Annotated in this window: 23 protein-coding genes; 10 read left to right on the forward strand and 13 right to left on the reverse strand. The window is 53.8% G+C overall.

Translation table 11 applies throughout. The features are described from left to right. The 3 genes from SD425_RS09290 to SD425_RS09300 all read left to right on the forward strand — a co-directional run bounded on the left by SD425_RS09290 (position 1) and on the right by SD425_RS09300 (position 2,512). Complete coding sequence (locus SD425_RS09290) at positions 1–729, forward strand: NeuD/PglB/VioB family sugar acetyltransferase (protein ID WP_324677746.1); 729 nt, start codon at positions 1–3, stop codon at positions 727–729. A gap of 87 nt (positions 730–816) precedes the next feature. Continuing rightward, positions 817–1,776: a rhodanese-related sulfurtransferase gene (locus tag SD425_RS09295; protein WP_324677748.1), complete on the forward strand. Its 960-nt coding sequence runs from the start codon at positions 817–819 to the stop codon at positions 1,774–1,776. A 403-nt stretch (positions 1,777–2,179) separates the two neighbouring features. Then, positions 2,180–2,512: a Dabb family protein gene (locus SD425_RS09300; protein ID WP_324677750.1), complete on the forward strand. Its 333-nt coding sequence runs from the start codon at positions 2,180–2,182 to the stop codon at positions 2,510–2,512. Positions 2,513–2,589: 77 nt separating this feature from the next. Here SD425_RS09300 and SD425_RS09305 read toward each other — a convergent pair whose 3' ends face one another. Then, positions 2,590–3,240 carry an SGNH/GDSL hydrolase family protein gene (locus SD425_RS09305; protein WP_324677752.1) on the reverse strand — a complete coding sequence of 217 codons (651 nt, stop codon included), beginning with the start codon at positions 3,238–3,240 and terminating at the stop codon, positions 2,590–2,592. Positions 3,241–3,505: 265 nt separating this feature from the next. On the opposite strand from SD425_RS09305, the gene SD425_RS09310 reads away from it, so the two are divergent. Further along, positions 3,506–4,381 (forward strand): nucleoside phosphorylase, encoded by an 876-nt coding sequence (locus SD425_RS09310; protein ID WP_324677754.1) that lies wholly within the window; start codon positions 3,506–3,508, stop codon positions 4,379–4,381. A 126-nt stretch (positions 4,382–4,507) separates the two neighbouring features. On the opposite strand, the gene SD425_RS09315 is transcribed toward SD425_RS09310, so the two are convergent. From SD425_RS09315 to SD425_RS09325, 3 genes are all read right to left on the reverse strand, one after another. Further along, positions 4,508–4,801, reverse strand: coding sequence for a hypothetical protein (locus tag SD425_RS09315; RefSeq protein WP_324677756.1), 294 nt, complete (start codon positions 4,799–4,801; stop codon positions 4,508–4,510). A gap of 261 nt (positions 4,802–5,062) precedes the next feature. Continuing rightward, entirely contained in the window at positions 5,063–5,362 is a 300-nt protein-coding gene (locus tag SD425_RS09320; RefSeq protein WP_324677758.1) for a hypothetical protein, read from the reverse strand. Positions 5,363–5,468: 106 nt separating this feature from the next. Next, positions 5,469–6,482, reverse strand: a complete 1,014-nt coding sequence (locus SD425_RS09325) for an acyl-CoA reductase (protein WP_324677760.1) — start codon at positions 6,480–6,482, stop codon at positions 5,469–5,471. Between the two features lie 147 nt (positions 6,483–6,629). On the opposite strand from SD425_RS09325, the gene SD425_RS09330 reads away from it, so the two are divergent. Further along, complete coding sequence (locus tag SD425_RS09330; RefSeq protein ID WP_324677762.1) at positions 6,630–6,977, forward strand: 4Fe-4S dicluster domain-containing protein; 348 nt, start codon at positions 6,630–6,632, stop codon at positions 6,975–6,977. An 82-nt stretch (positions 6,978–7,059) separates the two neighbouring features. Here SD425_RS09330 and SD425_RS09335 read toward each other — a convergent pair whose 3' ends face one another. Then, the gene (locus SD425_RS09335; protein ID WP_324677763.1) at positions 7,060–8,283 is read right to left on the reverse strand and encodes an N-acetyl sugar amidotransferase; all 1,224 of its coding nucleotides are present in this window, start codon (positions 8,281–8,283) and stop codon (positions 7,060–7,062) included. A gap of 57 nt (positions 8,284–8,340) precedes the next feature. Further along, positions 8,341–9,294 carry a carbon-nitrogen hydrolase family protein gene (locus tag SD425_RS09340; protein WP_324677765.1) on the reverse strand — a complete coding sequence of 318 codons (954 nt, stop codon included), beginning with the start codon at positions 9,292–9,294 and terminating at the stop codon, positions 8,341–8,343. 354 nt (positions 9,295–9,648) lie between these two features. Here SD425_RS09340 and SD425_RS09345 point away from each other — a divergent pair, with 354 nt between their 5' ends. The 3 genes from SD425_RS09345 to SD425_RS09355 all read left to right on the forward strand — a co-directional run bounded on the left by SD425_RS09345 (position 9,649) and on the right by SD425_RS09355 (position 15,858). Beyond that, complete coding sequence (locus SD425_RS09345) at positions 9,649–10,578, forward strand: helix-turn-helix transcriptional regulator (protein ID WP_324677767.1); 930 nt, start codon at positions 9,649–9,651, stop codon at positions 10,576–10,578. 344 nt (positions 10,579–10,922) lie between these two features. Beyond that, complete coding sequence (locus tag SD425_RS09350; RefSeq protein ID WP_324679515.1) at positions 10,923–13,553, forward strand: valine--tRNA ligase; 2,631 nt, start codon at positions 10,923–10,925, stop codon at positions 13,551–13,553. Between the two features lie 193 nt (positions 13,554–13,746). Next, positions 13,747–15,858 (forward strand): S9 family peptidase, encoded by a 2,112-nt coding sequence (locus SD425_RS09355; RefSeq protein ID WP_324677769.1) that lies wholly within the window; start codon positions 13,747–13,749, stop codon positions 15,856–15,858. A 92-nt stretch (positions 15,859–15,950) separates the two neighbouring features. Here the strand turns inward: SD425_RS09355 and SD425_RS09360 are convergent, their stop codons facing one another. From SD425_RS09360 to SD425_RS09370, 3 genes are all read right to left on the reverse strand, one after another. Further along, a complete protein-coding gene (locus SD425_RS09360) occupies positions 15,951–16,166 on the reverse strand; it encodes a hypothetical protein (RefSeq protein ID WP_324677771.1) in 216 nt (71 codons plus the stop codon). Between the two features lie 39 nt (positions 16,167–16,205). Further along, positions 16,206–17,699 carry a dihydrolipoamide acetyltransferase family protein gene (locus tag SD425_RS09365; protein ID WP_324677773.1) on the reverse strand — a complete coding sequence of 498 codons (1,494 nt, stop codon included), beginning with the start codon at positions 17,697–17,699 and terminating at the stop codon, positions 16,206–16,208. Between the two features lie 85 nt (positions 17,700–17,784). Beyond that, the gene (locus SD425_RS09370) at positions 17,785–19,041 is read right to left on the reverse strand and encodes a competence/damage-inducible protein A (protein ID WP_324677775.1); all 1,257 of its coding nucleotides are present in this window, start codon (positions 19,039–19,041) and stop codon (positions 17,785–17,787) included. A 94-nt stretch (positions 19,042–19,135) separates the two neighbouring features. On the opposite strand from SD425_RS09370, the gene SD425_RS09375 reads away from it, so the two are divergent. Both SD425_RS09375 and SD425_RS09380 read left to right on the forward strand, forming a co-directional pair. Then, positions 19,136–19,972 carry a DUF4197 domain-containing protein gene (locus SD425_RS09375; RefSeq protein ID WP_324677777.1) on the forward strand — a complete coding sequence of 279 codons (837 nt, stop codon included), beginning with the start codon at positions 19,136–19,138 and terminating at the stop codon, positions 19,970–19,972. A gap of 209 nt (positions 19,973–20,181) precedes the next feature. Beyond that, positions 20,182–20,937 carry a DUF4197 domain-containing protein gene (locus SD425_RS09380; protein WP_324677779.1) on the forward strand — a complete coding sequence of 252 codons (756 nt, stop codon included), beginning with the start codon at positions 20,182–20,184 and terminating at the stop codon, positions 20,935–20,937. An 89-nt stretch (positions 20,938–21,026) separates the two neighbouring features. On the opposite strand, the gene SD425_RS09385 is transcribed toward SD425_RS09380, so the two are convergent. From SD425_RS09385 to SD425_RS09400, 4 genes are all read right to left on the reverse strand, one after another. Beyond that, on the reverse strand, positions 21,027–21,389 hold the full coding sequence (locus SD425_RS09385) for a hypothetical protein (protein ID WP_324677781.1): 363 nt from the start codon (positions 21,387–21,389) through the stop codon (positions 21,027–21,029). A 274-nt stretch (positions 21,390–21,663) separates the two neighbouring features. Next, on the reverse strand, positions 21,664–22,293 hold the full coding sequence (locus SD425_RS09390; protein WP_324677783.1) for an ABC transporter ATP-binding protein: 630 nt from the start codon (positions 22,291–22,293) through the stop codon (positions 21,664–21,666). Further along, a complete protein-coding gene (lpxA, locus tag SD425_RS09395; protein ID WP_324677785.1) occupies positions 22,293–23,090 on the reverse strand; it encodes an acyl-ACP--UDP-N-acetylglucosamine O-acyltransferase in 798 nt (265 codons plus the stop codon). Before lpxA ends, SD425_RS09390 begins: the two co-directional genes overlap by 1 nt. Positions 23,091–23,206: 116 nt before the next feature. After that, positions 23,207–24,601: a bifunctional UDP-3-O-[3-hydroxymyristoyl] N-acetylglucosamine deacetylase/3-hydroxyacyl-ACP dehydratase gene (locus tag SD425_RS09400; protein WP_324677787.1), complete on the reverse strand. Its 1,395-nt coding sequence runs from the start codon at positions 24,599–24,601 to the stop codon at positions 23,207–23,209. Positions 24,602–24,675 lie beyond the last annotated feature (74 nt).

The raw sequence follows: 24,675 nt of genomic DNA on the forward strand, positions 1-24,675 counted from the left end.
ATGTACCCGATAGTGCCTAGCTTGGCCTTGGCCGACCTAGGGCGTATCTTTGCACCTCAACACAACCGGCCGCTCAGCGGCTGCTCGCTCTTCCGTATGGAAAATCCCGTAATCATTTTGGGCGCTCAAAACGTAGGCGTCACTGCCCTCGACGCTTTTCTCAGCAACGATGTGGTGGTGTACTGCCTGCTCGACGACGATGCCAAGCTGCAAAATACCGAGCTCAACGACATACCTGTGATGGGTAATACCGATGACAAGGAGCTGCTGAAGCTACTCGGCAAAAAGTGCGAAGTTTTCGTAGCAACCGAGGATACGGCCAGCCGCCGCAGCCTCACGAGTATGCTCCACGACGAGTATCAGGTGGCCCCCGTCAATGCACTGCATGCTCGCGCCAGCGTGTCGGAACATGCGTGGCTCGGTCATGGTATTTTGGCAGGTGCCAATGCAGTAGTCTCGAGCAACACGAAGGTGGGCAACGGCTGTGTAATCGGTCCGAACGCGGTGGTGGATGTGCGCGCCGAGCTAGGTGAGTACGTGCAGGTAGGAGCGGGCGCTATCCTCAATGCTGGCGTAACGGTGGGTGATCAGGCCTTTGTGGGTGCTGGCGCTGTCGTGGTAGCTGGCGTGAAAATCGGGAACAAAGCCCGCATTGGGGCTGGTTCGGTTGTTGTCGCTGATGTGCCTGCTAACCAAACGGTTTTTGGCAACCCCGCCGTGAAAGTTTAACTATAAAGGAACAACGAGCAATGAACAAGCTTGAGCTTAGACGCTCATCAAATTGATCATTGCTTATTGATAATTGCTCATTATTCTATGGATTACCGCGTTCTGCTTTACTACTGCTACACGCCCATTGAAGATGTGGAGGCGTTCCGTGAGGAGCACCATCGCTTGTGCTTGAGCCTCAATTTGCTAGGTCGCATCATTGTGGCACCTGAGGGGCTAAATGGAACCGTGTCGGGCCTGACGGCTGACTGTGAGGAGTACATGCGTATCGTGAAGGCCGATCTGCGCTTTGCGACGCTGGAGTTCAAGATAGAGCCCTCGGCTACTCATACTTTTCAGAAGCTGCACGTGCGCGTGAAGCCGGAGATTGTGCACGTGGGTTTGCCCGAAATCAAGCCGTATGAACGCACCGGCATCCACTTGTCGCCCCAAGAGTTTCGCGACATGAAGGACCAGGACGACGTGGTAATTCTAGACGTGCGCTCCGACTACGAGCACGAGCTAGGTCGTTTCAAAAATGCCGTGACGCTCGATATCGAGAACTTCCGCGAGTTTCCGGAAAAAGTTGACGAGCTAGCCCAGTACAAGGATAAGAAGATCCTAACCTATTGCACGGGCGGTATCAAGTGCGAGAAAGCCAGTGCTTTCCTGCTGGAAAAAGGCTTCGAGAACGTGTACCAGCTGCACGGTGGTATTATTAAGTACGGCCTGGAGGCGGGCGGCGAGGATTTCGAGGGCAAGTGCTATGTATTCGACGGTCGTGTTGCCGTGGACGTGAACAGCGTCAACCCAACGATTATCTCGACCTGTCATCACTGCCACACGCCCTCGGCGCGCATGATCAACTGCGCCAATCCGCACTGCAACGCCCACGTGCCGCTCTGCGAGAACTGCGGCGAACAGCTCGACGGTGCTTGCTCCGAAACTTGCCAGCAGCACCCGGAGAAGCGCCCGTATGATGGCACCGGCACCTACCCGAAGCTAAGCAACAACTACAACCCTGAGCAAGGCCTGCTCTCGTACCGGGCTCCGAAGCTAGCGTTGTAAGTAGGCGCTACCAGCTAGTTCACTAAAGCCTTCACACAAAACACCCGCGCAAGCTAGCTTGCGCGGGTGTTTTGTGTGAAGGCTTTAGTGTATCAACTGTGTTGATAGAAAGGCTAATCCTTTTACTGTCGCATACAATGCAACCGTGGATGGTTTGCCGGGAATAGGAACGTATGTAAGGTTGTCTTCCATAATTGCAAAGCAGCGCTTTTCACTGCCATTACAACTCACATAGCCTCACCCAAGGATTATTCGCGCATCAGCTATCACGTTATAAAAATCGATATCTTCCACGCCAACTAGCGCCTGAGAAACACGGATGCACTAGTGGGGTTAGCTGCATTATGCAACAAGGTTGCTAGATTGCCACCTGATCGTTTCTTAAGCTGTATTATTAAAATTTATGACTGCGCCTTCAACAGGACTCTTCGTTCACCACGTGTTGTTTTACGCTACTGCCAGCGAGGCAGACCAGGCCAAACTGCTGGAAGGTCTGCAGAAATTGGCGGGTATTCCGTCGATCAAAATGGCGCATATCGGCACGCCTGCTTCAACCAACCGCGACGTGATTGAGCGCACGTACACGTATTCTTGGCTGTGTCTATTCGAGAGTGCTGCGGAGGAGGAGGTATACCAGCAGCACCCGATTCACGATGAGTTTCGCAATCAGTACGCCCGCTATTGGGAGAAAGTGGTGATATACGACTCAGTTGGTTCACTAGCAAAAGAAGGCTAGCCTAGCATCAGTCTTTCCTCTTGTACTGTACGCAGGCTGGCTTAGTTGATGCGTTCTGCTTTGGTAACAGAGCGGTGCTAGTTGTCTGCGGCTATCAGTTTTACAACTGGCGCTATCAATTTCTTAGAGGCTACCGAATCTAAGTGCAAGCCATCTGCGGTCATGGTGTTGATATCCAAGCCCGGAGTTTTAAACCCGTTTACAAAAAGGCAGTGGTTCTGCTTTGCAACAGTTTTGAAGCTTTTACTCATAGCTTCTACTCGTTTGCCACCGCCACTATATTTCTGCTGCGCCTCGGCTTTTGCACCATAGGGCGGCGGTGATACCACGATGATTTTTGCTTTGTTGATCGTAGCATACTGGCAAGCCTTTATCCTTTTAATAAGCGTATCTAGGTTACGCGGTACTTCTTGCTGACGATCCGCAAAAACCGCTTTGGCGTCGTTGGTGCCCAGCTCCAAGACAATGAAGTTGTAAGGTTGCTGTTTCGTGAAGTCGGCTGCCTTTCTAAGGTTTTCATCAAGCACTAAGAGCGAATTCAGCGTGCTGTCCCCTAAATTCAGAAAGCCGATTGTTCTGCCCGATTTGCTGATGTTACACACTTGCGCATTCGGAAAAGCAAGCTTGAGCTGCTGCGGCCAACTATGAGGAAAAGTGCCGTTGCTGTCGCCAAGCGTAAGGATGTGAAGAGCCGTGCCAGACGAGACCTTAGGGTGCCCCAGCGGCATGAAAGGTAAGAGTAGCAAGATGGTGCATACGAATAGTACGTTGCTCTTCAGTGTCCTTTCTACTTTGTACATGATGTTGATGCATTTATTATTTCAAGCGGAGTTGCAAAGCTAGGGTACATTTTCAAGTACCCTAGGAGCAATCCGAGAATGCGCTCTAGCTACTTCGTTTACCCTCAACCCGTACATTTACCCAGCCTAAGCAACTTAATAAAACTGTTGCCTAGCTTCCCCGTACGTTGTACCCCACTAACTCGCAGCCAACATGACCGCCATACCCGACTCGGAGCTGATTCTTAACCGCGACGGCAGCATTTACCATCTCAATCTGCTGCCGGATCATATTTCTGATACCATCATCACCGTTGGCGACCCGGCGCGGGTGGCGCTGGTGAGCCAGCACTTCGATTCCATCGAGACCCAAATCCACAAGCGCGAGTTTGTGACCCATGTAGGCTACTACAAAGGCAAGCGCCTCACGGTGATTAGCACCGGCATGGGTACGGATAACATTGATATTCTACTCAATGAGCTGGATGCGCTGGTGAATATTGATTTCGTCACGCGCACGCCGCGCCCACATGAGGAGCGCATCACTTTGCGTATCGTTCGCGTAGGCACGAGTGGGTCGTTGCAGGCAGATATCCCGGTGGGTTCGCACCTTGTAACTGAGCACGCCGTTGGCCTCGATTCGCTGATGCAGTTCTATCCGCTGGTGGAGACTGGCTTGGAGGTGGAAGTTGGTGCAGGCGTGCAGCAAGCCCTCGGTCTCGACTATCGCCCATACTGCGTGCGCGGCTCTGACCTGCTCCGCGAACAGCTAGGAGCTGGCATGGTGGTCGGTAATACGCTTACTTGCCCAGGTTTTTACGGTCCGCAGGGGCGCGTGCTACGCCTCGATTTGCGCCAACCTGACCTAATCAGCCGTTTCCAAAACTTCCGCTACAACAGCGCTGAAGGGGAGTTCCGGCTTACCAATTTCGAAATGGAAACGGCTGGCTACTATGCCCTAGGTCGGATGCTAGGCCACGAGGTAACTTCTTTGAACGCCATTGTAGCAAACCGCGCCACCGGCGAGTTTGCCCCCGATTCAGAAGCAGTTGTAAATGATTTGATCAGCAAAACGCTCGATAGAGTATAAGCTGCTGTTAGCCGCTAGGCCGTGACAGAAAACAACAATCCCCAGGATGCTAGCTAAAAAGCTAGGCATCCTGGGGATTGTTGTAATAGTTATATTTTATGACGAGTACTTTGTTAAGAATTGTATTTAGTAAAAATCAAAGCCTAGCACGGCGCGCAGTGGAAGCGCTTTACCCGATTTAAGCGAGATGAATTCTGCGTCACTTGCCCAAACCGTTGTGTGGACGCGCTTCGTTGAGCCATCGGATGTTTGGAAGTAAATATTTACTTTGCTCTGATAACCATTGCCTAACACTGCTGCTCTTTCAGCTTGCCAGCGTCTTTGCTGGCGCTCGACTGTCGTTGTTAGAACATCAGAAGCGGGGAAACGGAGGGTCGAAATGGTTTCTCTTGTAACCACTTCGTTAGGTAACGTATACATAAGCGGGCAGGAATGATAAATGGATTATTTCCTGCTAATCTGCATTTAATATATATTATAAACAATACTCGTAACTGAGAAAAGTCAAAGATTATTTGATCTGTTATGTGTGTTCTTGTCTATGTGCTGCACAGGCGCAAAAAAGGCTGTTATGACAACACAAGTGCTATCATAACAGCCTCTTACTATTTCATCAAAGCGTGATTAGGTGCAGCTCTTAGTAAGCACAGCTGGGCGCAGGTCAATGGGCAAAGAGAGCGCCTAAAAAGTAAAACCTAGCACCGCCCGTAGCGGGATGGTAATTCCTGACTTGAGCGTAATGTATTGTTCATGCGTTGCCCACACAGAGGTGTTCACGCATTTAGTGGCGCCATCATCTGTCTGGAAATAGATGCTCACTTTGTTGTGGTACGCGTTGCCAAGGGCGGTGGCGCGCTCCGCATCATGACGGCGTTGGTTCTGCTCGACTGGGTCAGACAAGACGTCATCGGGTGGGAAATGTAGGGTCGGAATACTTTCTTTCTCGACAAGCTCTACATCTTGTTGCTCAAGAGGTTGCATAGGCGACTAGGATGCTGGTAAGTGTAATAGAAAAGGCGTGCGAGGGGAAAGTCGAAAGCCCCAACGAGAAGCTAGGATGCGCTTCTCGTTGGGATTTGTTACTGTACTACGCTATTCCGGCTAAAAAGGCCATGGTGTCTACTCCATCGGCATAGTCGCTCACGGTAGGGTGTTGGGCTTGCCCGAACCCAAAGCTATCCGCGAACCAGCCGTTATCAGACACGATGCACTGGGTTTGAGGTGCTACGGCAGTCAGTTGGGCAGCTAGGTCGGCTTCGTTGGAGTAAGTGCCATAGTGCAGCACCGAAATCGGCGATACTAATGGCTTATTTTCGGTGAGTAGCAGAAAACCCGTGTCGAAGTGTGGCACGCGGTTCACTAACAAGATGCTCTTGTTGTAGTCGTAGTTGTTTTGGTACTTATGGTGATTAAGCACCCTATTCCAAGGCTGAAGTTCATCGAGCAGCGGACTAAAGGCATAGTCTTCCGGCACAAGAAGCTTGGAGACGTTGCGGCAGCCTAAACCGTAGTACTGAAAAATGTCAGGACCTAACTTGGCGAGTTCTTCCCGTATTTCCTGGCCGGTCAACACGGCCAGGCTGGTGCGGTTGCGGCGGATAAGGTTTGGCTTCTTCCCAAAATAATATTCAAAGTAGCGGGATGTGTTGTCGGAGCCCGTGGCAATAAATGCGTCGGCTGCATTGAGGCGCGGCACGAATGCTAAGCGCTCCGCAAAGCGAGGCTCAATACGAACGAGTTCATCTGCTACCCAGCGCATGAGCACGGTGTCATCGGCACTGGGCTTAGCCAGCAGCTGATGGCCGCTGAGTAGCACGCAGAGCAGATCGTGAAAACCAACCAGCGGGATATTGCCAGCCATTACCACCCCCACGCGCCGCGACGCGCTAGGTTCGGCGGGGTAACGCGCTGACCAGGCCCGCAAGGGCTCTTCGGTTAGTAAGTCGGTGATGCCACGCAGGGCTGCCGTTACGTTAGGTGCGTCAAACCACGCGTTGGTGTTGCGGGCCTTAATGGCAAGCGTCTGAATTTCATCGTCGGTAAGCTGTTCTAAACGGCGCCCCAGGGCCACAAAAGCGGCGAGGCGTTCGGAATGGGTCATAGCAGGAGCAGAAACAAGAGGGTGATTCAGCAAAAAACTCGCAAGGCTACGGGTTAGTTTCTACTTTTGCTTAGTTAAGCCGGGCCACGCCCGCCTTTTTTGCGTATTTATCGTCATTCACCGAAATAAAACCAGAGGAAAACGGCTATGGCCATCATGATAACGGACGAGTGCATCAACTGTGGTGCCTGCGAACCTGAATGCCCCAATACCGCTATTTACGAAGGCGGCGCCCAATGGCGCTGGGCCGATGGCACCACCTTGAAAGAAGTAGAAGTCGACGGCGGCACGGTAGTGTCGGGCACCGCTCCCCAAACGCCGGTTTCTGACGAGTACTACTACATCGTTTCGGACAAGTGCACTGAGTGCATGGGTTTTCACGAGGAACCGCAGTGCGCGGCCGTGTGCCCCGTCGATTGCTGCGTCGATGACCCCGACTACCGCGAATCGGAAGAGAAGCTGCTGGCGAAGAAAGACTGGCTACACGCGAGCTAGGTCGTTAGCACAAGGTACGACGACTGAAAAGGCCGCTCCATCCCGGAGCGGCCTTTTCAGTTGCTGCCATACTGCCTGAAAGCTAGGTGCCGCAGTTGAAATACTTGTCGTATGCCGATTCTGGTAGTAAGTTAAATTGACTCAGTACTTTGATCGGCCAGCGTAACAAGCGGATCAAGCTGTAGTTGTTCGGGTAGTCGCGGAAGGTTTTAGGCGGCGTAGCTACAATCTGGTCGAACTCGGCGCGGGTGAGGCCTAGGCGTTTGATGCACAGATCAATAACTCGCTCATCCTCGATAGAGTTGACGTGGCTGGTGCGCTCCAGGGCTGTTTCGCGCGACATTTGTCCTGAGCGCACAAGCGCCGAGTAGTTGAATAAGCGCCGGTCGATATTGAACTTGGTGCGGTTCAGGTAATAGATAACGCTTTGGTAGAGGTCGTCGAAATAGTGGGCACCGGGGTTCTTCCAGTCTAGCTCCCGCTCCAGCAGCTCATCCACGTCAGCACGTACGTAATCAACGTGATAGAGCAGGGTAACGGTCTTAATACGGCGCAGGAACGTGTAGTAGAACATTTCCTTCAGATCCAGATTGAAGCCAGGGTCGTTGGGCGACCAAGGCCGCAGTGGTACCGTGCCGAACTGCTTATGCACCGCTTTCAGGTATTTGCCGTCCAGATAGTTCCAGGAAAGCGGCGCGATGCCCTCCGTGCGAAACGACTGCCCAATAACAATACGCTGAATCCCTTCTTTGGCTGCGACGCCGTACAGCGCCGTGGCAATACCTAGGTCAGTGCCTTCCTCCATGTCGGGCGTGGAGGCTTTCAGAAACGTAATCTTCAGGTCCTTCGACTCGCGCCAGTCGGAGGTGATGGTGCGCATTTCTACGCCGAGCTTGCGGCAGGCTTTCACCATGTTTTCGCCCGCCACGGGGTTGCCGAAACCATCGTTGAAGTGCACGGCCAAAGGGCGGAGCTTGAGCTGCGTAACGCAATACCACAGCGTGAAGGAGCTGTCGCGCCCCCCACTCACGCCCAGCACGCAGTCGTACTTTTTGCCCTGACCTAGGTGCCTGATGTCGTTGGCTATTTCCTGTACTTTTTGCCGGCCGGCCTCACCCAGCGGGAAAGCACGGTCCATCTTGTCATGCAGCACACAGAAGTTACATTCGCCTTTGCTGTCGAAGTGAATGCCCGGTACAGTGGTATCCATGATGCAGCGCACGCAGCGCTGATGCTCTTTGGTCATAGCAAAACGGCGGGGCGACGCGCCGGCAAGGGTAGGTTCCCCAGATGGGATATGCTGCATAGGTGTGGCGGAAAGTCAGCGTAGAAAGTAAAAGCAAGAAAAAGCGGCCTGTTTGCGCTACAAAGACCTAGGCAGTTGATCGAATTGATACCCCTTGCGCAGCAGCATGTCGCCAATGGCGGTGCCTTTCTCCGCTCGGACCGGACGAGGTACTTCAGCTATGATTAGCTCGCCAGCAAATTCGTTGAACGTGCCCTGCGCCCGAATGCCACTCGCGTCGATAGCCAGTGAGCAGCCAATGCTTTTCTTGCCTTCGTAGGGGCCACCTACAATGTAGCCTACCGAAGTGGTGCTCACCACGGCCACGTTGTAAAGTTGGGCTAGGATGCTGAACGGCTTCACCCACTTTTCCTGATAAGGGTCGTGTTCCTCGGTGATGGAGTAATCGACCGTCCAGGACGCGGGAGCCAGAATGAATTCGGCGCCCATGCGCGCTAGCGTATGCCCAATCGATAGGCCATCGATGTAGTTATCGGCGCATACGTTCACGCCAATTTTGCCGAGCGGCGTATCTACTACGTTGAGCGTCTGTCCGACGCTGTAGAAGGGCTGCTCGACGGTGAGCAGATTGATCTTATGGTATTTGACGATAATCTCGCCTGCGGGGTTGATCAGCAGAGCCGTATTGTAGTTATGGCCGTTAAGCTTTTCCGTTAGTCCCGCACAGATATAGATGTTATGCTTAAGCGCTTCCTCGCACAGGCGGTTACTGAACGCGCCCGGGATAGGCTGCGCCTCGGTTAGGGCGCTCGGGTGCGTCCAGGCAAAATCCAGGGTTTCGGGGAGCAGCACTAGGTCGCAGCCCCGCTCGGCGGCCTCGGCAATCATGCGGGCGGCGCGGTCGAGGTTGCGATGTGGTTCGCCCCCTTCTACCAATAACTGGCCCATCCCAATACGAACAGTTTCGGTGGAAGTCGGGGCGAGATTACCTGCTCCTGGCATCGGAGCAATTAGCGGGTGCAAAGCCGGATCGGTAGACTTCTTTCGAAGAAGCGAGAAAAGAGAACCCATGGAATAGCGCGTGAGAGAGAAAGCAGAGGTTCGGGTTTAATCCAAAGTTATCAAGGAAATCTATTAAAAATAGCTAGATCCTCCTCAAAAAACTATGGTTGCGATTCGGCATACTGCAAACATATTACGCAATTATCGCAAAAGATTAGCCGTGACGAAAGAATGCGTAGCTAGCTGCGCACTTACCGCCACGCCTCACGACCACTGACAGTGCTGAAGGACCTAGGTCCAAAAGTAGCCTGTACTAGCGAAGGTCACTACGTGCGCGAGGCATCATAACCTGCATATCTGTCCATACAGAAGGCAAGCGTGTAACAGTAATTGCCTTATATTTGATTTATACAACAAACAGCTATGAAGCCTGATTCGCCCGAAACAGTATATACCAAGCTAGCTTCTAGGGGCCGTGCAGAGGCCAGTACACTGCTGCCACTCGGTTTTCAGCAAGAAGTTGGGCGTTTTAACATCTGCAACGTGGCGGATTTGATGCTCACGTACCCAAGCCGGCCGCCGATGAGCTTCGACCGGCGACCGTTCTACAAAGTCAGCTTGGTTTGCGGGAGAAGTCGGGTTGAGAGCGCCGACCAAGTATTGGAAATTGAACACAAAGGCTTGTGGTTTGCCACCTCTAAGGTTCCCTATCGTTGGCAGCCCCACGACCTAAACCAGACCGGATACTTCTGCCTTTTTACCGACGATTTTCTGCTGCCGGTCAGGGGTGGAGTAGTGCTGGAAGAACTACCGATTTTTCAACTGGGAGGTTGTCCTGCGTGGGAGTTGACGGATTCGGAATATAGGACAGTAGAGGCTCTTTTTGAGAAGATGGCCCAGGAAATAACTTCTGGCTATACCTACAAGTATGACCTGTTGCGTGCTTACTTGTTAGAGCTTATCCACCTGGGGCAGAAGCTGCAGCCTACTCCAGTTGCGGCACCCATCCATAATGCATCGACGCGGCTAGCAGCGCTGTTTGCTGAGTTGTTGGAGCGGCAGTTTCCGCTGGCCACCCCGCAGCAGCAGCTGCGCTTGCGCACGGCCAAAGATTACGCCGACCAGCTGGCCGTGCACGTAAACCATCTTAATAGAACGCTAAAGGAAATTACCGGCCAGACCACTACTGCGCTCATTAGTAGTCGGGTAGTGCAGGAGGCAAAGATCCTGCTGAAGCAAACGAATTGGACTGTTTCTGAAATTGCCGATAGCCTAGGTTTTACAGATGTGGCGCACTTCTGCACCTTCTTCAAGCGGCAGACGGGCTTAGTTCCCGGCTCCTTGCGAAGCTAGCTTGATTGTTTGAATTATGAAGTAACGGGTTTTGTCCGCGCAGACTTTCCAGGGGCAAATCGTGAGACCTGTGTGGGCTGGTAGAAGGGTGGTAGCTGTTAAAGTGGTAGCAAATTGAGACATAACCACTTCTTCCAAACAGAGCCGTGTCGGTTTAATAAGCTGTTAAAAGTCAGGGTGCTACAGGGCCAAGAAGGCTCGGCCGCTGTACGAACCAGAGAACCGGGGAAGTGACTTTGGAAAGAGCGTTCATTCTAATCCGAATTGCCCTTCACCGCCAAGGTTTCCCACCCCGCTTCGAATTGCCTACTTTTGTAGTGATTCTGAACCGATTTTACCCGCCGATGGCCCTCGCCAAAACCTACACGCCCGCCGACGTTGAAGCCAAATGGTACCAGCGCTGGCAGGAGCAAGGCTTCTTTAAAGCCAAACCGAACCCCCGCAAACCGGCTTATTCTGTGGTCATTCCGCCGCCCAACGTTACGGGTGTGCTGCACATGGGCCACATGCTCAACAATACCATTCAGGACGTGCTGGTGCGCCGTGCCCGCATGCAGGGCAAAGAAGCGTGCTGGGTGCCCGGCACCGACCACGCCTCTATTGCCACGGAAGCCAAAGTGGTAGCTCTGCTCAAGGAAAAAGGCATCAACAAGCGCGACCTTACCCGTGAGGAGTTCTTGAAGCACGCCTGGGACTGGAAAGAAAAGTACGGCGGTATCATTCTGGAACAGCTCAAAAAGCTAGGTGCCAGCTGCGACTGGGACCGGACGCGCTTCACCATGGAGCCCGAGCTGACAGAAGCCGTGATGCGCGTGTTCGTAGATCTGTACCGCAAGGGCCAAATCTACCGCGGCGTGCGCATGGTGAACTGGGACCCGCAGGGCCAAACCGCCATCAGCGACGAAGAGGTAATTGCCAAGGATACTACCGGCAAAATGTACCACTTGCGCTACGAAGTAGTAGGGCAGGAGGGGCAGTACTTGACGGTAGCTACTTCGCGCCCCGAAACCATTATGGCCGACGTGGCGGTGGCATTGAACCCAAACGATGGGCGCTACAGCCACCTGCACGGGCAGAAGGTGCGTATTCCGCTGCTCGGCCGCGAGATTCCAATCATTCTGGATGAGTACGTAGCCATTGACTTCGGAACGGGGGCGCTGAAAGTGACCCCAGCCCACGACTTGAACGACTACGAGCTAGGCCTAAAGCACAACCTAGCTGTTATCGACATCCTGAACGACGACGGCACGCTCAATGAGAAGGCTGTGCTGTATGTGGGCCAGGACCGTTTTGCCGCGCGCAAGCAGATTGCCAAGGATTTGCAGGAAGCTGGTTTGCTCGACAAAATCGAGGAGTATGCTAGCGTGTTGCAAACGTCGGAGCGCACCGGAGCTGTTATTGAGCCGCGCCTGTCGCTACAATGGTTCTGCAAAATGGACCAGATGGCGAAGCCGGCCCTAGAAGCGGTGGAGACCGATGAAATCAAGCTGCACCCGCCCAAGTTCAAGAACATGTACCGGGTGTGGATGGAGAACGTGCGCGATTGGTGCATTTCGCGCCAGCTGTGGTGGGGCCAGCGCATTCCGGCCTGGTACCTGCCCGATGGCTCGTTCGTAGTGGCCTTGAACGAAGACGAAGCCCTGAAGCTAGCGCAGCAAAAATCTGGCAACGAAAACCTAGCCCTCACCGACCTGCGCCAGGACGAAGACGTGCTGGATACGTGGTTCTCGTCGTGGCTGTGGCCGATTTCAGTGTTCGATGGGTTCAAGGACCCAGATAACGCCGACGTCAACTACTTCTACCCAACCAATGACCTCGTAACGGCGCCCGAAATCCTGTTTTTCTGGGTGGCTCGTATGATCATGGCTGGGCTGGAATACCGCAAGGAAGTGCCGTTTAAAAACGTGTACCTCACTGGTATCGTGCGCGACGACCAAGGCCGCAAGATGAGCAAGCAGCTCGGCAACTCGCCCGACCCGCTCGACCTCATTGCGCAGTACGGCGCCGATGGCGTACGTACCGGCATGCTGTTCTCGGCCCCGGCCGGCAACGACTTGCTCTTCGACATCAAACTTGTAGAGCAGGGCCGCAACTTCACCAACAAGCTCTGGAACGCCTTCCGCCTTACGCAGGGCTGGGAAGTGAGCCAAGACCTGCCCTTCGCCAGCGAAAAGGCGGTGGAGTGGTTCGGGGCTAGGTTGCAGGAAACCGTAGCGCAGCTCGACGAGCACTTCGACAAGTTTCGCATGAACGATGCGCTGCTGACCGTGTACAAGCTCGTATGGGACGATTTCTGCTCGGTGTATCTGGAAATGGTAAAGCCTGCTTATCAGCAACCGATTGATGCGGAGACGCTGAAGCACACCATTGGCTACTTCGAAACGCTGCTGAAGTTGCTGCACCCATTCATGCCCTTCATCACGGAGGAGCTGTGGCACGAGCTAGCTCCGCGCGGCGCGAAGGAGTACATCTGTGTGGCGGCTTGGCCCAAGCTGACACCTGTTGCCGACAGTGCTGACATTCTCAGCCGCATGACAACGGTACTAGACGTAGTAGCAGGCATCCGCAACGTGCGCAACCAGAAGAACATCGGGCCAAGCAAGCCGCTGGTGGTGGCCGCCAAAACGGACGAGCAGGAGCTATTAGCTGCCTACGTGTCTATCATTAAAAAGCTAGCTAACGTGAGCGAACTGAGCTTCGTGCACGAAGCGCTAACCGGCGCCGTGAGCTTCGTACAGGGCGCCAGCGAGTTCTTCATTCCGTTGGAAGGCCACATCGACCTAGCAGCCGAGCGGGCCCGCATCGAGAAGGAAATTGAGTACAACCGCGGCTTCCTCGAATCAGTGTTGAAAAAGCTCAGCAACGAGAAATTCGTACAGAATGCCAAGCCCGACGTGATTGAGCGCGAGCGGCAGAAGCAAGCCGATGCTGAAGCCAAGATTGCAGCGTTGGAGCAAAGCCTAGCTTCGCTATAGGCTAGGTAGTAGAGTGCATCAAAAAGGCCATCCTCACCACAGGATGGCCTTTTTGCTTTGGGAACGTGCCGTGGTGCGTTTCTACAGTACTATTTTTCATCAGATAGTGCAGCTAAACCCGATTCCCTTGTTTCTTTGAAGGTAGCGCAAAGCAGTGCTGGTTTATTCGTCTTCCATTTTGCATCCCAAACACATGAAAAAGCTTAACCCTTTATTGGTGGGTGCCAGCGTGCTAGCCTTAGGCTCGGCGCAGGCGCAGCAGGGCAATCCGCCTGTCGCGACCATCAAACCCAAGCAGCTGACCACCCTAGGTAACACGCGCACTGATAATTATTACTGGCTCAACGAGCGCGAAAACCCGGAGGTAATTAAGTACCTGAACGCCGAAAACGCCTACTTCAATGAGAAGATGGCACCAGCCAAAGCCGTGGAAGGCAAGATTTTCAACGAAATCAAAGGCCGCATCAAGGAGCAGGATGAGTCGGTGCCGTACCGCGATAATGGCTACTATTACTACACGCGTTATGAAACGGGTGGGGAATATCCGATCTACTGCCGCAAGAAGGGCGACCTAAAAGCCCCCGAGGAAGTATTGCTCAACGCCAACCAGATGGGCAAAGGCAAGAGCTACTTTGCCATCGGCGGCTACGAAGTGAGTGACAACAACCAGATCATGGCCTATGGTGCTGATACGGTGAGTCGCCGCTTGTACACGCTGCGTTTCAAGGACTTGAAGACTGGTAAGGTGTACCCCGAAGCCATTCCGAACACCAGCGGCAACGCCGTATGGGCTACCGACAACAAGACGGTGTTCTATGCCAAGAAAGACGTCACGACGCTGCTGCCGTATCAGCTGTATCGCCACACCCTAGGCACTGATCCGAAGGAGGATAAACTGATTTACGAAGAGAAGGACAACACCTTCAACCTAGGAGTAGGCCGCTCCAAGTCGAAGAAGTACATCTACCTGGTAGTCGGCAGCTCACTCTCCAATGAGTTTCGTTACCTCGATGCTGCCAACCCAGCCGGTGAGTTCAAGGTGTTTCTGCCCCGCGAGAAGGACCATCTATACGACATCGAGCACATGGGCGATAATTTTTACGTGCGTACCAACTGGCAAGCACCTAACTATCGTCTGATGGTGACGCCGACCAGCAACACCGCAAAAACGGCTTGGAAAGATGTAATTCCAGCTCGTAAGGACGCATTTATCAATGGCTTCGATCTGTTCCGCGACTTCCTCGTGGTGAATGAGCGAAAAAACGGCTTGCTCCAAATGCGCGTGATCGACTGGAAAAGCAAGCAGGAGCATTACCTCAAGTTTGACGAACCAGCCTACATGGCCACATTTGGGGCTAATGCCGAATTCGATACGCCAGTACTGCGCTACGTGTACACCTCGTTTACCACGCCGCCTTCCACCTACGACTACGACATGAACACCCACAAGAGCACCCTGCGCAAGCAGCAGGAAGTGCTAGGTGGCTTCAAGAAGGAAGATTACGTGACGGAGCGCACCTTCGTGAAAGCCCGCGACGGCGCCATGGTGCCGATTGCCATTGTCTACAAGAAAGGGTTCAAGAAGGATGGCAACGCGCCACTTTTGCAGTACGCTTACGGCTCCTATGGCTACTCGCAAGACCCGACCTTCAGCGCAGCTCGCCTGAGCTTGCTCGACCGCGGTTTTGCCTACGTGCTTTGCCACATCCGCGGCGGACAGGAGATGGGCCGACAGTGGTTCGAAGACGGCCGTATGCTGCACAAAATCAATAGCTTCAATGACTTCATCGATTGCTCCGAGTACCTGATCAAGGAGAAGTACACTTCGCCGGCCAAGCTGTTTGCCTCCGGCGCCAGCGCAGGTGGACTATTGATGGGTGCCGTAGTGAACATGCGCCCCGATCTTTACAAGGGCATCATTGCTGGCGTACCTTTCGTGGATGTGGTGACCACCATGCTCGACGAAAGCATTCCGCTAACCACCGGCGAGTACGACCAATGGGGCAACCCCAACCAAAAGCAGTACTACGACTACATGCTCTCGTATTCGCCCTATGACAACGTGAAAAAGCAAGCCTACCCTAACATGCTCGTCACTACCGGCCTGCACGATTCGCAGGTGCAGTACTTCGAGCCTGCTAAGTGGGTAGCCAAGCTGCGCACCATGAAAACCGACAACAACCTGTTGCTGCTCCACACCGATATGGCCGCCGGCCACGGAGGTGCATCGGGCCGCTTCAAGTCCATTAACGACACGGCCCGTCAGTACGCCTTCATGCTGATGCTGTTAGGGTTGAACTCATAAGCAAGCAGCACGAAGCAGAAGCTACACGCTGCAGTCCAAAGAAAAAGCCCCGTCGATCGACGGGGCTTTTTCTTTGGACCTGACCTAGGTGGTTATTCGCCGGACAAAGAGTCAGCCGCTGCGTTCTGAGAGCCGCGAGGCGTAATGCCCTGCTTTTGCATTTGCAGTTGGAAGGTTACCTGTTCACAGTCGGCGAAGCGCTTTTCGGCTAGCTTAAGAGCCTGCTCCGTGGTCGAGAGCTGACGATACAAGTAAAGAATGGTCCCCAGCGCAATGAGCAGCGTGAGGAGAAAAAGAAGGTTTTTCATGCGTACGAACAGCGCTGACGTGACTCGAAGCGCCGCTGCTTAAATCGTGGTATTAGGGTCGAATTGCTCTAGGTAATCGGCTACTTTGCGCACAAACATGCCACCTAGTGAACCATCAACCACGCGGTGATCATAAGAGTGCGACAAGAACATAAAGTGCCGAACACCAATTAGGTCGCCCTGTGGAGTTTCGATGACGGCAGGCTTTTTCTTGATGGCACCTAGGGCCATGATGGCTACTTGCGGCTGCACAATAATCGGGGTACCCATCACATTGCCGAACGAACCCACGTTGGACACGGTATAGGTGCCACCTTCTAGGTCTTCTGGCTTCAACTTATTGATACGGGCCCGGTTAGCTAGGTCGTTTATGCGCTTGCTCAGGCCATTAAGGTTCAGCTCGTCGGCTTTGTGAATAACGGGCACAATGAGGTTGCCGGAAGGCAGTGCTACCGCTAAGCCAATGTTGATGTCGCGCTTCTTGATAATGTAATCCCCCTCTATCGATACGTTGATGTTGGGGAAATCCTTAATAGCTCGCACAATCGCCTGCACCAGAATGGGTGTGAACGTTAGGTTTTCCCCTTCGCGCTGCTTGTAAGCATCCTTGTGCTTGTTGCGCCAGTTCACGATTTCAGTCACGTCCGCTTCCACGAAAGAAGTAACGTGGGGTGAAATGCGCTTGGAATCCACCATCCGCTGCGCGATTAGCTTGCGCATGCGGTCCATCTCGATTAGCTCATCGCCGCCACTAACGGAAGGTGCTGGTTTGCTAGGCGCCGGTGCGCTGCTAGCTTTTGGTGCGGGCGCGGGAGTCTCGGTGGCTGGCGCAGCGGGTTGTGGCTCGGGCGTTGGGGCCGGTGCAGCTTTGGGGGCAGAAGCTTCTGGTTGTGTTGCTGCCGTGGGAGCTGGTTCTGAAGCCGAAGCAGCAGGTGCTGGGGCGCTGGGCGCAGCAGGTTCAGGCTGCGCGAGTGGCTTCTTTCCGTCGGCCACGTACGTGAGGATATCCTTCTTGGTAACGCGGTTATCCTGACCCGTGCCGGGGATTTGCTCTAAATCGGCGAGGGAAATACCTTCCTGCCGGGCAATGTTTAGCACCAATGGCGAATAGAAGCGGCCCGGCTGCGCTACGCTAGCGTGGGCTGCATGCGCTGGTTGGGTAGTTGCAGGCTTAGTATTGGTGGCAGCAGGGAGGTAAGGCACTGCAATAGGCTCTGCTTCTTCCTCTTCTTGCTCAGCTGGTTCCGAAGCGGCGGGTGCCGTAGTGGGAGCTGGTGCTTGCGCCGTAGTAACCTCTGTTTCTAGCACGGCTATGGGAGCTCCTACGGCAACTACCTGACCTTCTGGCGCCAATATTTCCTGCAACACACCAGCATGAATGGCGGGTACTTCTGTGTCTACTTTATCAGTAGCTACTTCCAGTACCGATTCGTCTTGCTCAATGATATCACCTACTTGTTTGAGCCATTTCAGAATGGTGCCTTCCATAATGCTTTCGCCCATTTTGGGCATCACCATTTCTACTCGTGCCATGCAGTTATTGGGGTTGGGTTGAATTATTGATTGGGTGGGGTGCGGAATTCTGGCCCAAAGGTAATAGGAAAGTCAGGGTGCGACCCTATGCCAGTGGCGGCAGACTCACGCGCAGCAGGTTCAGGATGGTAGTGGTGGTGTACTCGACGTTGATTTGGCGGCCGCGGTTGAAGGTGAATTGGCGGCTCACGGTTTGGTGCTGATCGGCGTAGGCAATACAGATTGTGCCGACTGGCTTATCAGGTGTGCCACCATCTGGGCCCGCAATACCGCTGGTAGCCAGCGCTACATCGACCCCTAGCTTCTGGCGCAAACCCTCCGCCATTTCGCGCACTGTCGCTTCACTCACGGCGCCATGTGCCGCCAGTGTCTCCGGGTTTACGCCCAGCTGGTTGATCTTAATATCATTGGAATACGCTACTACGCTACCCATAAAATAACGCGAGCTGCCGGGTACGCTTGTAAGCTTATGCGCCAAAAAGCCCCCAGTGCAACTCTCCGCAGTGCCAATGGTCAGATTGCGGGCCGCGAGCAAACGGCCTACAGCGGCTTCCAGCGGAATATCTTCTTCCGCAAAAATATACTCGCCGATGCGCGCGCGCAGGGCCGGTAGCAGCGCCTGCATGCGGCCACGCAAATCGGGCTGGCCGTCGTTGGTGCCGGTGAGGCGCAAGCGTACATTGCCGAGGGAGGGCAGGTAAGCTAGCTTTACGTTGGTTGGTAGCGCGCTTTCCCAGTCTTCAATCATCTCCGCCAAAAACGACTCGCCGATGCCGGCGGTTTGCACAACCACGTGTTCAATAGCCGGCGTTTGGAAGTGCGCCTGCAGCTTAGGCAACACGATGTCGGTCATCATGCGCTTCATTTCGAATGGCACGCCTGGCATCGACACGAATACCGTGCCTTGGTCCTCAAACCACATTCCCGGCGCTGTACCTACCGCGTTGAACACCACCTCACAGTTGGCGGGCACCAACGCTTGTTGCCGGTTTACTTCCAACATGGGGCGGTTGAAGCGGGCGAAAATACCCTCGACATGGCGCAGGGTAGACTCGTCCATCACTAGCTCTGTTTTGAAATAGCCAGCCAAAACGTGTTTGGTGAGGTCGTCTTTTGTCGGACCTAGGCCGCCGGTTATGAGCACGACCTGGGCGCGCTGCCGCGCTTGGTCGAGGGCCGTAATAATTTCGCTGGCCCGGTCGGATACGCTACTGATCTGGCGTACGCGCAAGCCGATTTTGGCTAGCTCCTGGCCCATAAAGGCAGAGTTGGTATCGATAACCTGCCCATAGAGCAGCTCATCGCCAATGGTCATGATTTCAACGTCGGGAAGGAGGGGCATGGAGCTGAGAGTAGAGGATGGAGGAATTGGCGTAATTTGTGGTCACGATGGATAAGACCGCCACAAGGGCCGTCTGGTTTTTGTCTTTTTGCTTATGCCCGCATTTCGTACTCTTCTTATTGCTGCTGCCCTAGGTCTGGCTAGTGCCTACACGGCTTCGGCGCAAACCAAAACTACCACCGCCAAAGCCAAGACGACGACAAAGGCTAAAGCAACGACCACGAAAAAAACGACGGCTAAGACCGCTACGAAAACCACGGCCAAAACGACGACAACCAAAGCGGCTACTCCAGCACCCGCGCCGGCTCCCGTCGTAAAGGCTCCACTCACGGATGCCGAAGCTTCGAGCGGCATGAAGGAAACCCTGGTGCAAAGCGTGACCAACAGCGTCGAGCAAGCCAGCCAAGCCGACGGCTTCAACGGCAACGCTGATATCCGGATTCCTTTCCCCCCTGAGGCCGAAATGGTGTCGGCTACGCTTCGCAAGCTGCGGATGGGAGCCTTGGTCGACAATTTTGAAGTAGCCCTGAACCGCAGCGCCGAAACCGCTTCGGCTCAAGCCAAACCTATTTTTCTCAACGCCATTCAGAACTTAAGCTTTGCCGATGCCATGAGCATCGTGACGAGCAAGGAAGATGACGCCGCGACAACCTACTTGTACAACAAAACGGCCGACCAGCTGAAAACTGCTTTGCAGCCCATCATCCAGCAGTCGTTGCAGCAGACTGGCGCTACCAAGCTCTACGCCGAGATGGCCTCCAAGTACAACAAGATTCCGATGGTGACGCCACTCACCAAAGAGCTGGAGCCTTATGCGACCCAGAAAACCGTCGATGGCTTGTTTACACTGATTGCTGAGCAAGAAGGTAAAATCCGGACCAATCCAGCTGCAGCCGGCAGCGAAATCCTGAAGCGCGTGTTTGGGAAATAAACACAAGCTCTGACCGTTTGGCCACAGAGCTAGCTTACCAAAAGCCGTTGGTTGCCTAGACAGCCAACGGCTTTGCTTTTTCACTCTGCCAACAAAAAGTATAGTTGTTGCTGGCTTGCGTGGCCAGACTAAGGGCTGATTTGGTCTGATTTATGTCTTAATCGCTACATACGGCACTCAAAGCCGCTGTTCTTTTGTTCCGCTGTCTTATGAACGTATTCCGTCATTCCTTGATCCTTACCGCGTTGCTAGGGCTTAGCTTCTCGGCCTCCGCACAGATTAAGCTAGGAAAGCTAGGGGATGTGCTGAAGTCTCAGCTCCCCAAAACCACTACTTCTTCTTCAGCGGGCACTGGTACCGTTAGCCAAACGGAAGCTGCTAACGGCTTGAAAGAAGCCCTGGTGCAGGGCATCAGCAAAGGCACCGATCAAGCCTCCAAAACCGACGGCTTCTACCTGAATAAGCTCATCCGCATTCCGTTCCCGCCCGATGCGCAGCGGGTCGCCAACACCCTGCGTACCATTGGCTTGGGTGCGCAAGTCGACAAGTTTGAGTTGTCGCTCAACCGCGGCGCCGAGGATGCCGCTAAAAGTGCTAAACCTATCTTCTTGTCTGCCATCAAAAGCTTGACGTTCAGAGATGTGTGGGGTATTCTGACGGGTGAAAAAGACGCCGCCACTAGCTACCTAAAGCGCACGACGACTACGCAGTTGACTACTGCGTTCAAGCCGATTATTCAACAGTCGCTGGACAAAGTAAGCGCCACCCGCTACTACACCGACCTGACAACGCGCTACAACAAAATCCCGCTCGTGACGCCTGTCAATACCGACTTGAATGATTATGCCACTGGCAAAGCCATTGATGGTCTATTCACGCTCGTGGCCCAGGAAGAGGCCAACATTCGCGAAAACCCTGTTGCCCGCACCACCGATTTGCTCAAGCGCGTGTTTGGCAAAAGCTAGGTGCATACCATTGTAACGAAAAAGCCCCCGCCTGATAGAATCGGGCGGGGGCTTTTTCGTGCTATTCGCGTAGTCAGCTTAGCAGTGCCTTAAAAGTCGTCGTCTTCGTTGTAGCGCGTGCTGCGGCCGCGACCTGTGCGGTGGCTGCCGTAGTCATCGTCTTCATCGTCAAGGTCGTCGTTGCCGAAGTCATCATCGTCATCAAGGCTCGAAAAGCCACTACTATCGGGGTCTTCTGCTGCTTCGGCCGCGGTGAATTCCTCCTCCGTCATGCTAGCTAGGTCGAGGGCCTCGTCGTGCGAAGAGCCTGTGTCGCGCCACATTAAGTAATCAGCGTATTTGGCGCTTAGCTGATCTTCAGCACTGCCACTGGACTTGCCGCCGCCTTTCTTAGCGTAGCTATCCAGTTCGTCATCGTCGAAATCGTCGTCGAGGTCGTCGTATTGTCTCATAGCCGGGTGAGGGCAGGTAATGGTGAACAGTTAGGTGTGGTTACCGGAGCGAAGATACGGCAGGAACAGCTTTTGCGTTGGGGACAAAACCGGATTTTTACTAGGCTGCTTTCTACTGTTTAGCTTTGCAGCCGGCCTTGAGCTCACGGCCCGTACTCTTGAAGCATGGAGTTCTCGCGATGCAAGAAGCTGATGCAAGGGCTTGCAAAGCACCTTACCCTAGGTGTAAGTAAATATAGATAAGCGACAAGGCTTGCGAACCTAAGCTACCAACTTACCGGGCTGGTCGGGCGAAGCTAGTCACGTCGAGCTGCGTGGTGCAGAAGTCGTACTCTTCCGCCACATTGGAGCTGATGAGGACCAAGCGGTTAGCAGCCGTGGCTCGCACATGCTCGCGGTACCACTCTACGCCCGTGCGGTCGAGGTTGGTGGTGGGTTCATCTAGCAGCAGGAGCGGGGCAGCCGCGTACAACGCCAGACCTAGCTTCAGACGCTGCTTCATGCCCGAGGAGAAGTCGCGCACGAATTTGTGGCGCGACTTCTCTAGGTACATGCGTTCAATGAGACCCTCTATGCTCAGGCCCGTCTGAAGCGGTTTGAAGCGGGTGTGAAAGTGCAAGAGCTCTGTAAGTGTTAGCTCTTCAATCAGTTCTAAATAAGGTGCGCAGTAGGCAAGTAGCTGCGGTACTTCTTCAACCACCACCGATTTTCCTTGGTAGGAGTACGTGAGGGTTCCTTCCGTAGACAGTAATTGTCCCGAAAGCGTATTGAGCAACGTACTCTTACCCGACCCATTCGGACCTAAGATGGCCGTTGCGGTATTAGGTTCAAAGGTGTGTGTTAGACCTCGAAAGATCCAGTCGCGGTGAAAGCGCTTGCCTAGGCCGGTTGCCTCAATCTGCATTAGTCGCCACTGTCGCCGTTGCGCGAATATCCTTTGATGATGCCTCGGCCCGAGTTGCGCACAAAGTTCACGACCTCGTCGCGCTCAGGGTTAGAGGGTAGATCGAGTTCTATCTGATCCAGCGCGTCGCTGGTATTCAGACCGCTCATAAACAGCAAACGGTAGCACTGCTGAATTTGCAAGATGGCTGCATCCGAGTAGCCCCGGCGGCGCAGCCCCACGGAGTTGACTCCGGCGTAGGTTAGCGGTTCGCGCGCCGTCTTCACGAAGGGAGGAACATCTTTCCGCACTAGCGAACCCCCGCCAATGAACGAATGCTGCCCGATGCGAACAAACTGGTGCACGGCCGAGGTACCCCCAATAATAGCCCAATCGCCAACTTCAACGTGACCAGCAATTTGCACGGAGTTAGAAATGACGCAGTTATCGCCCACGATACAATCGTGAGCAATGTGCACGTACGCTTGCAGCAGACAGTTGCGGCCTACCACCGTTCGCATACGATCTACCGTGCCGCGGTTTACTGTGACGCACTCACGAATAACCGTGTAATCGCCGATGTGTACCGTTGTTACTTCGCCGGCAAACTTCAAATCCTGCGGAATAGCCGAAATAACAGCGCCAGGAAATATCTTACAGTTCTTGCCAATGCGGGCTCCCGACATGATGGTCACGTTGGGCCCGATCCAGGTGCCTTCCCCGATTTCAACGTCCTTATCAATTGTAGTAAAAGGTTCTACTACAACGTTCTGGGCAATTTTAGCTTCGGGGTGAATATAGGCGAGCGGCTGGTTCATTATTTTCAATTATCAATTATCGCTTAACAATTATCAGTTTCATCTCTATAGCCACAAGTCAACGTGAGAGAGGGCCGTGGCATTGTCAGATGCTAGAGGTTAATTGCTAATTGAAACTAAGCGGTTTTTCGAACGATGCTGGCTGACATTTCGGCTTCCATCACCACTTTTCCATTCACGTAGGCTTTGCCACTCATTTTGGCGATGCCTCGCTTAATGGGGGCTAGCAGCTGGCAGCGGAAGATAATGGTGTCGCCCGGTTTAACCATGCGCCGGAAACGGCAGCTCTCGATACCCATAAAATAGGTCCAGTAATTCTCCGGGTCGGGTACCGAGTTGAGCACCAGAATGCCACCCGTTTGTGCCATGGCCTCAATTTGAATGACGCCAGGCATCACCGGATTACCGGGGAAGTGACCTTGGAAGAAGGGCTCATTCATGGTCACGTTTTTCACGCCCGTCACCATTTCCGAATCAAGATGAATGATCTTGTCGATGAGTAGGAAAGGGTAGCGGTGCGGTAGCGTCTGGCTGATCTGGTTGATGTCCATCACCGGCGTGCGCGCTGGGTCGTACGTCGGTACAGCGTTAGCATTCACCTCCATCATCTTCTTCTTGATGCGCTTAGCAAATGCTACGTTGGCTGCGTGCCCTGGACGAGCAGCCAGGATCTGGCCTTTTAGCGGTCGACCAACCAAAGCTAGGTCACCTACCAGGTCGAGCAGCTTGTGGCGGGCGGGTTCGTTCTTGTGGCGCAGGTCCACGTTGTTCAGAATGCCTTCTTTCTTAACGGCTACTTTAGGCTTGCCGAGCATGTTGGCTAGGTCCGTCAACTCGTCGTCGGTTACTACTCGGTCAACTACCACAATGGCATTGCTCAAGTCGCCGCCTTTGATCAGGTTCTGCTTGTAGAGCATTTCTAGCTCGTGCAGAAAACAGAAGGTGCGCGAGGAAGCAATTTCCCCCGGGAACTGCGAAATGTCCGTCAGCGAGGCATGCTGCGAGCCAAGCACCGGTGAGTTGTAGTCCACCATTACCGTGAGGCGGTAGTTGTTGAGTGGCAACGCGGCAATTTCGACGGCGCGGCTATTATCTACGTAGCGAATCTCGTCGGGAATCTCGAAGTAGTTGCGCAGCGCATTCTGCTCTTCCAGACCTACTTCCTGCAACGGCTTGATGAACTCGTAAGAGGAGCCATCCATGATGGGCGGTTCGGGGCCGTCCAGCTGAATCAGAACGTTGTCAATCTCCAGGCCCACCAACGCAGCTAGCGTGTGCTCCACTGTATTGATGCGGGCGCCGTTCTGCTCAATGGTTGTGCCGCGGGAGAGGTCTACTACGTTGTCAACGTCAGCGTTGACAATCGGCTGGCCCGGTAAATCGACGCGTTGAAACTTATAACCGTGGTTAATAGGAGCCGGGCAAAAGGTCATGGTGGCCTGGGCGCCTGTGTGCAGACCAATGCCACTGACGGTCACCGGTGCCTTAATAGTATGTTGCTTATCGTTCATTAGAAGCTGTTAGCTGTTGGCTGCTAGCTATTAGCTGACGGTTAAACGTTGAATCTAAATCCGCGCAGAAGTGA

The organism is Hymenobacter sp. GOD-10R (genome assembly GCF_035609205.1).
Taxonomy (GTDB): Bacteria; Bacteroidota; Bacteroidia; order Cytophagales; family Hymenobacteraceae; genus Hymenobacter.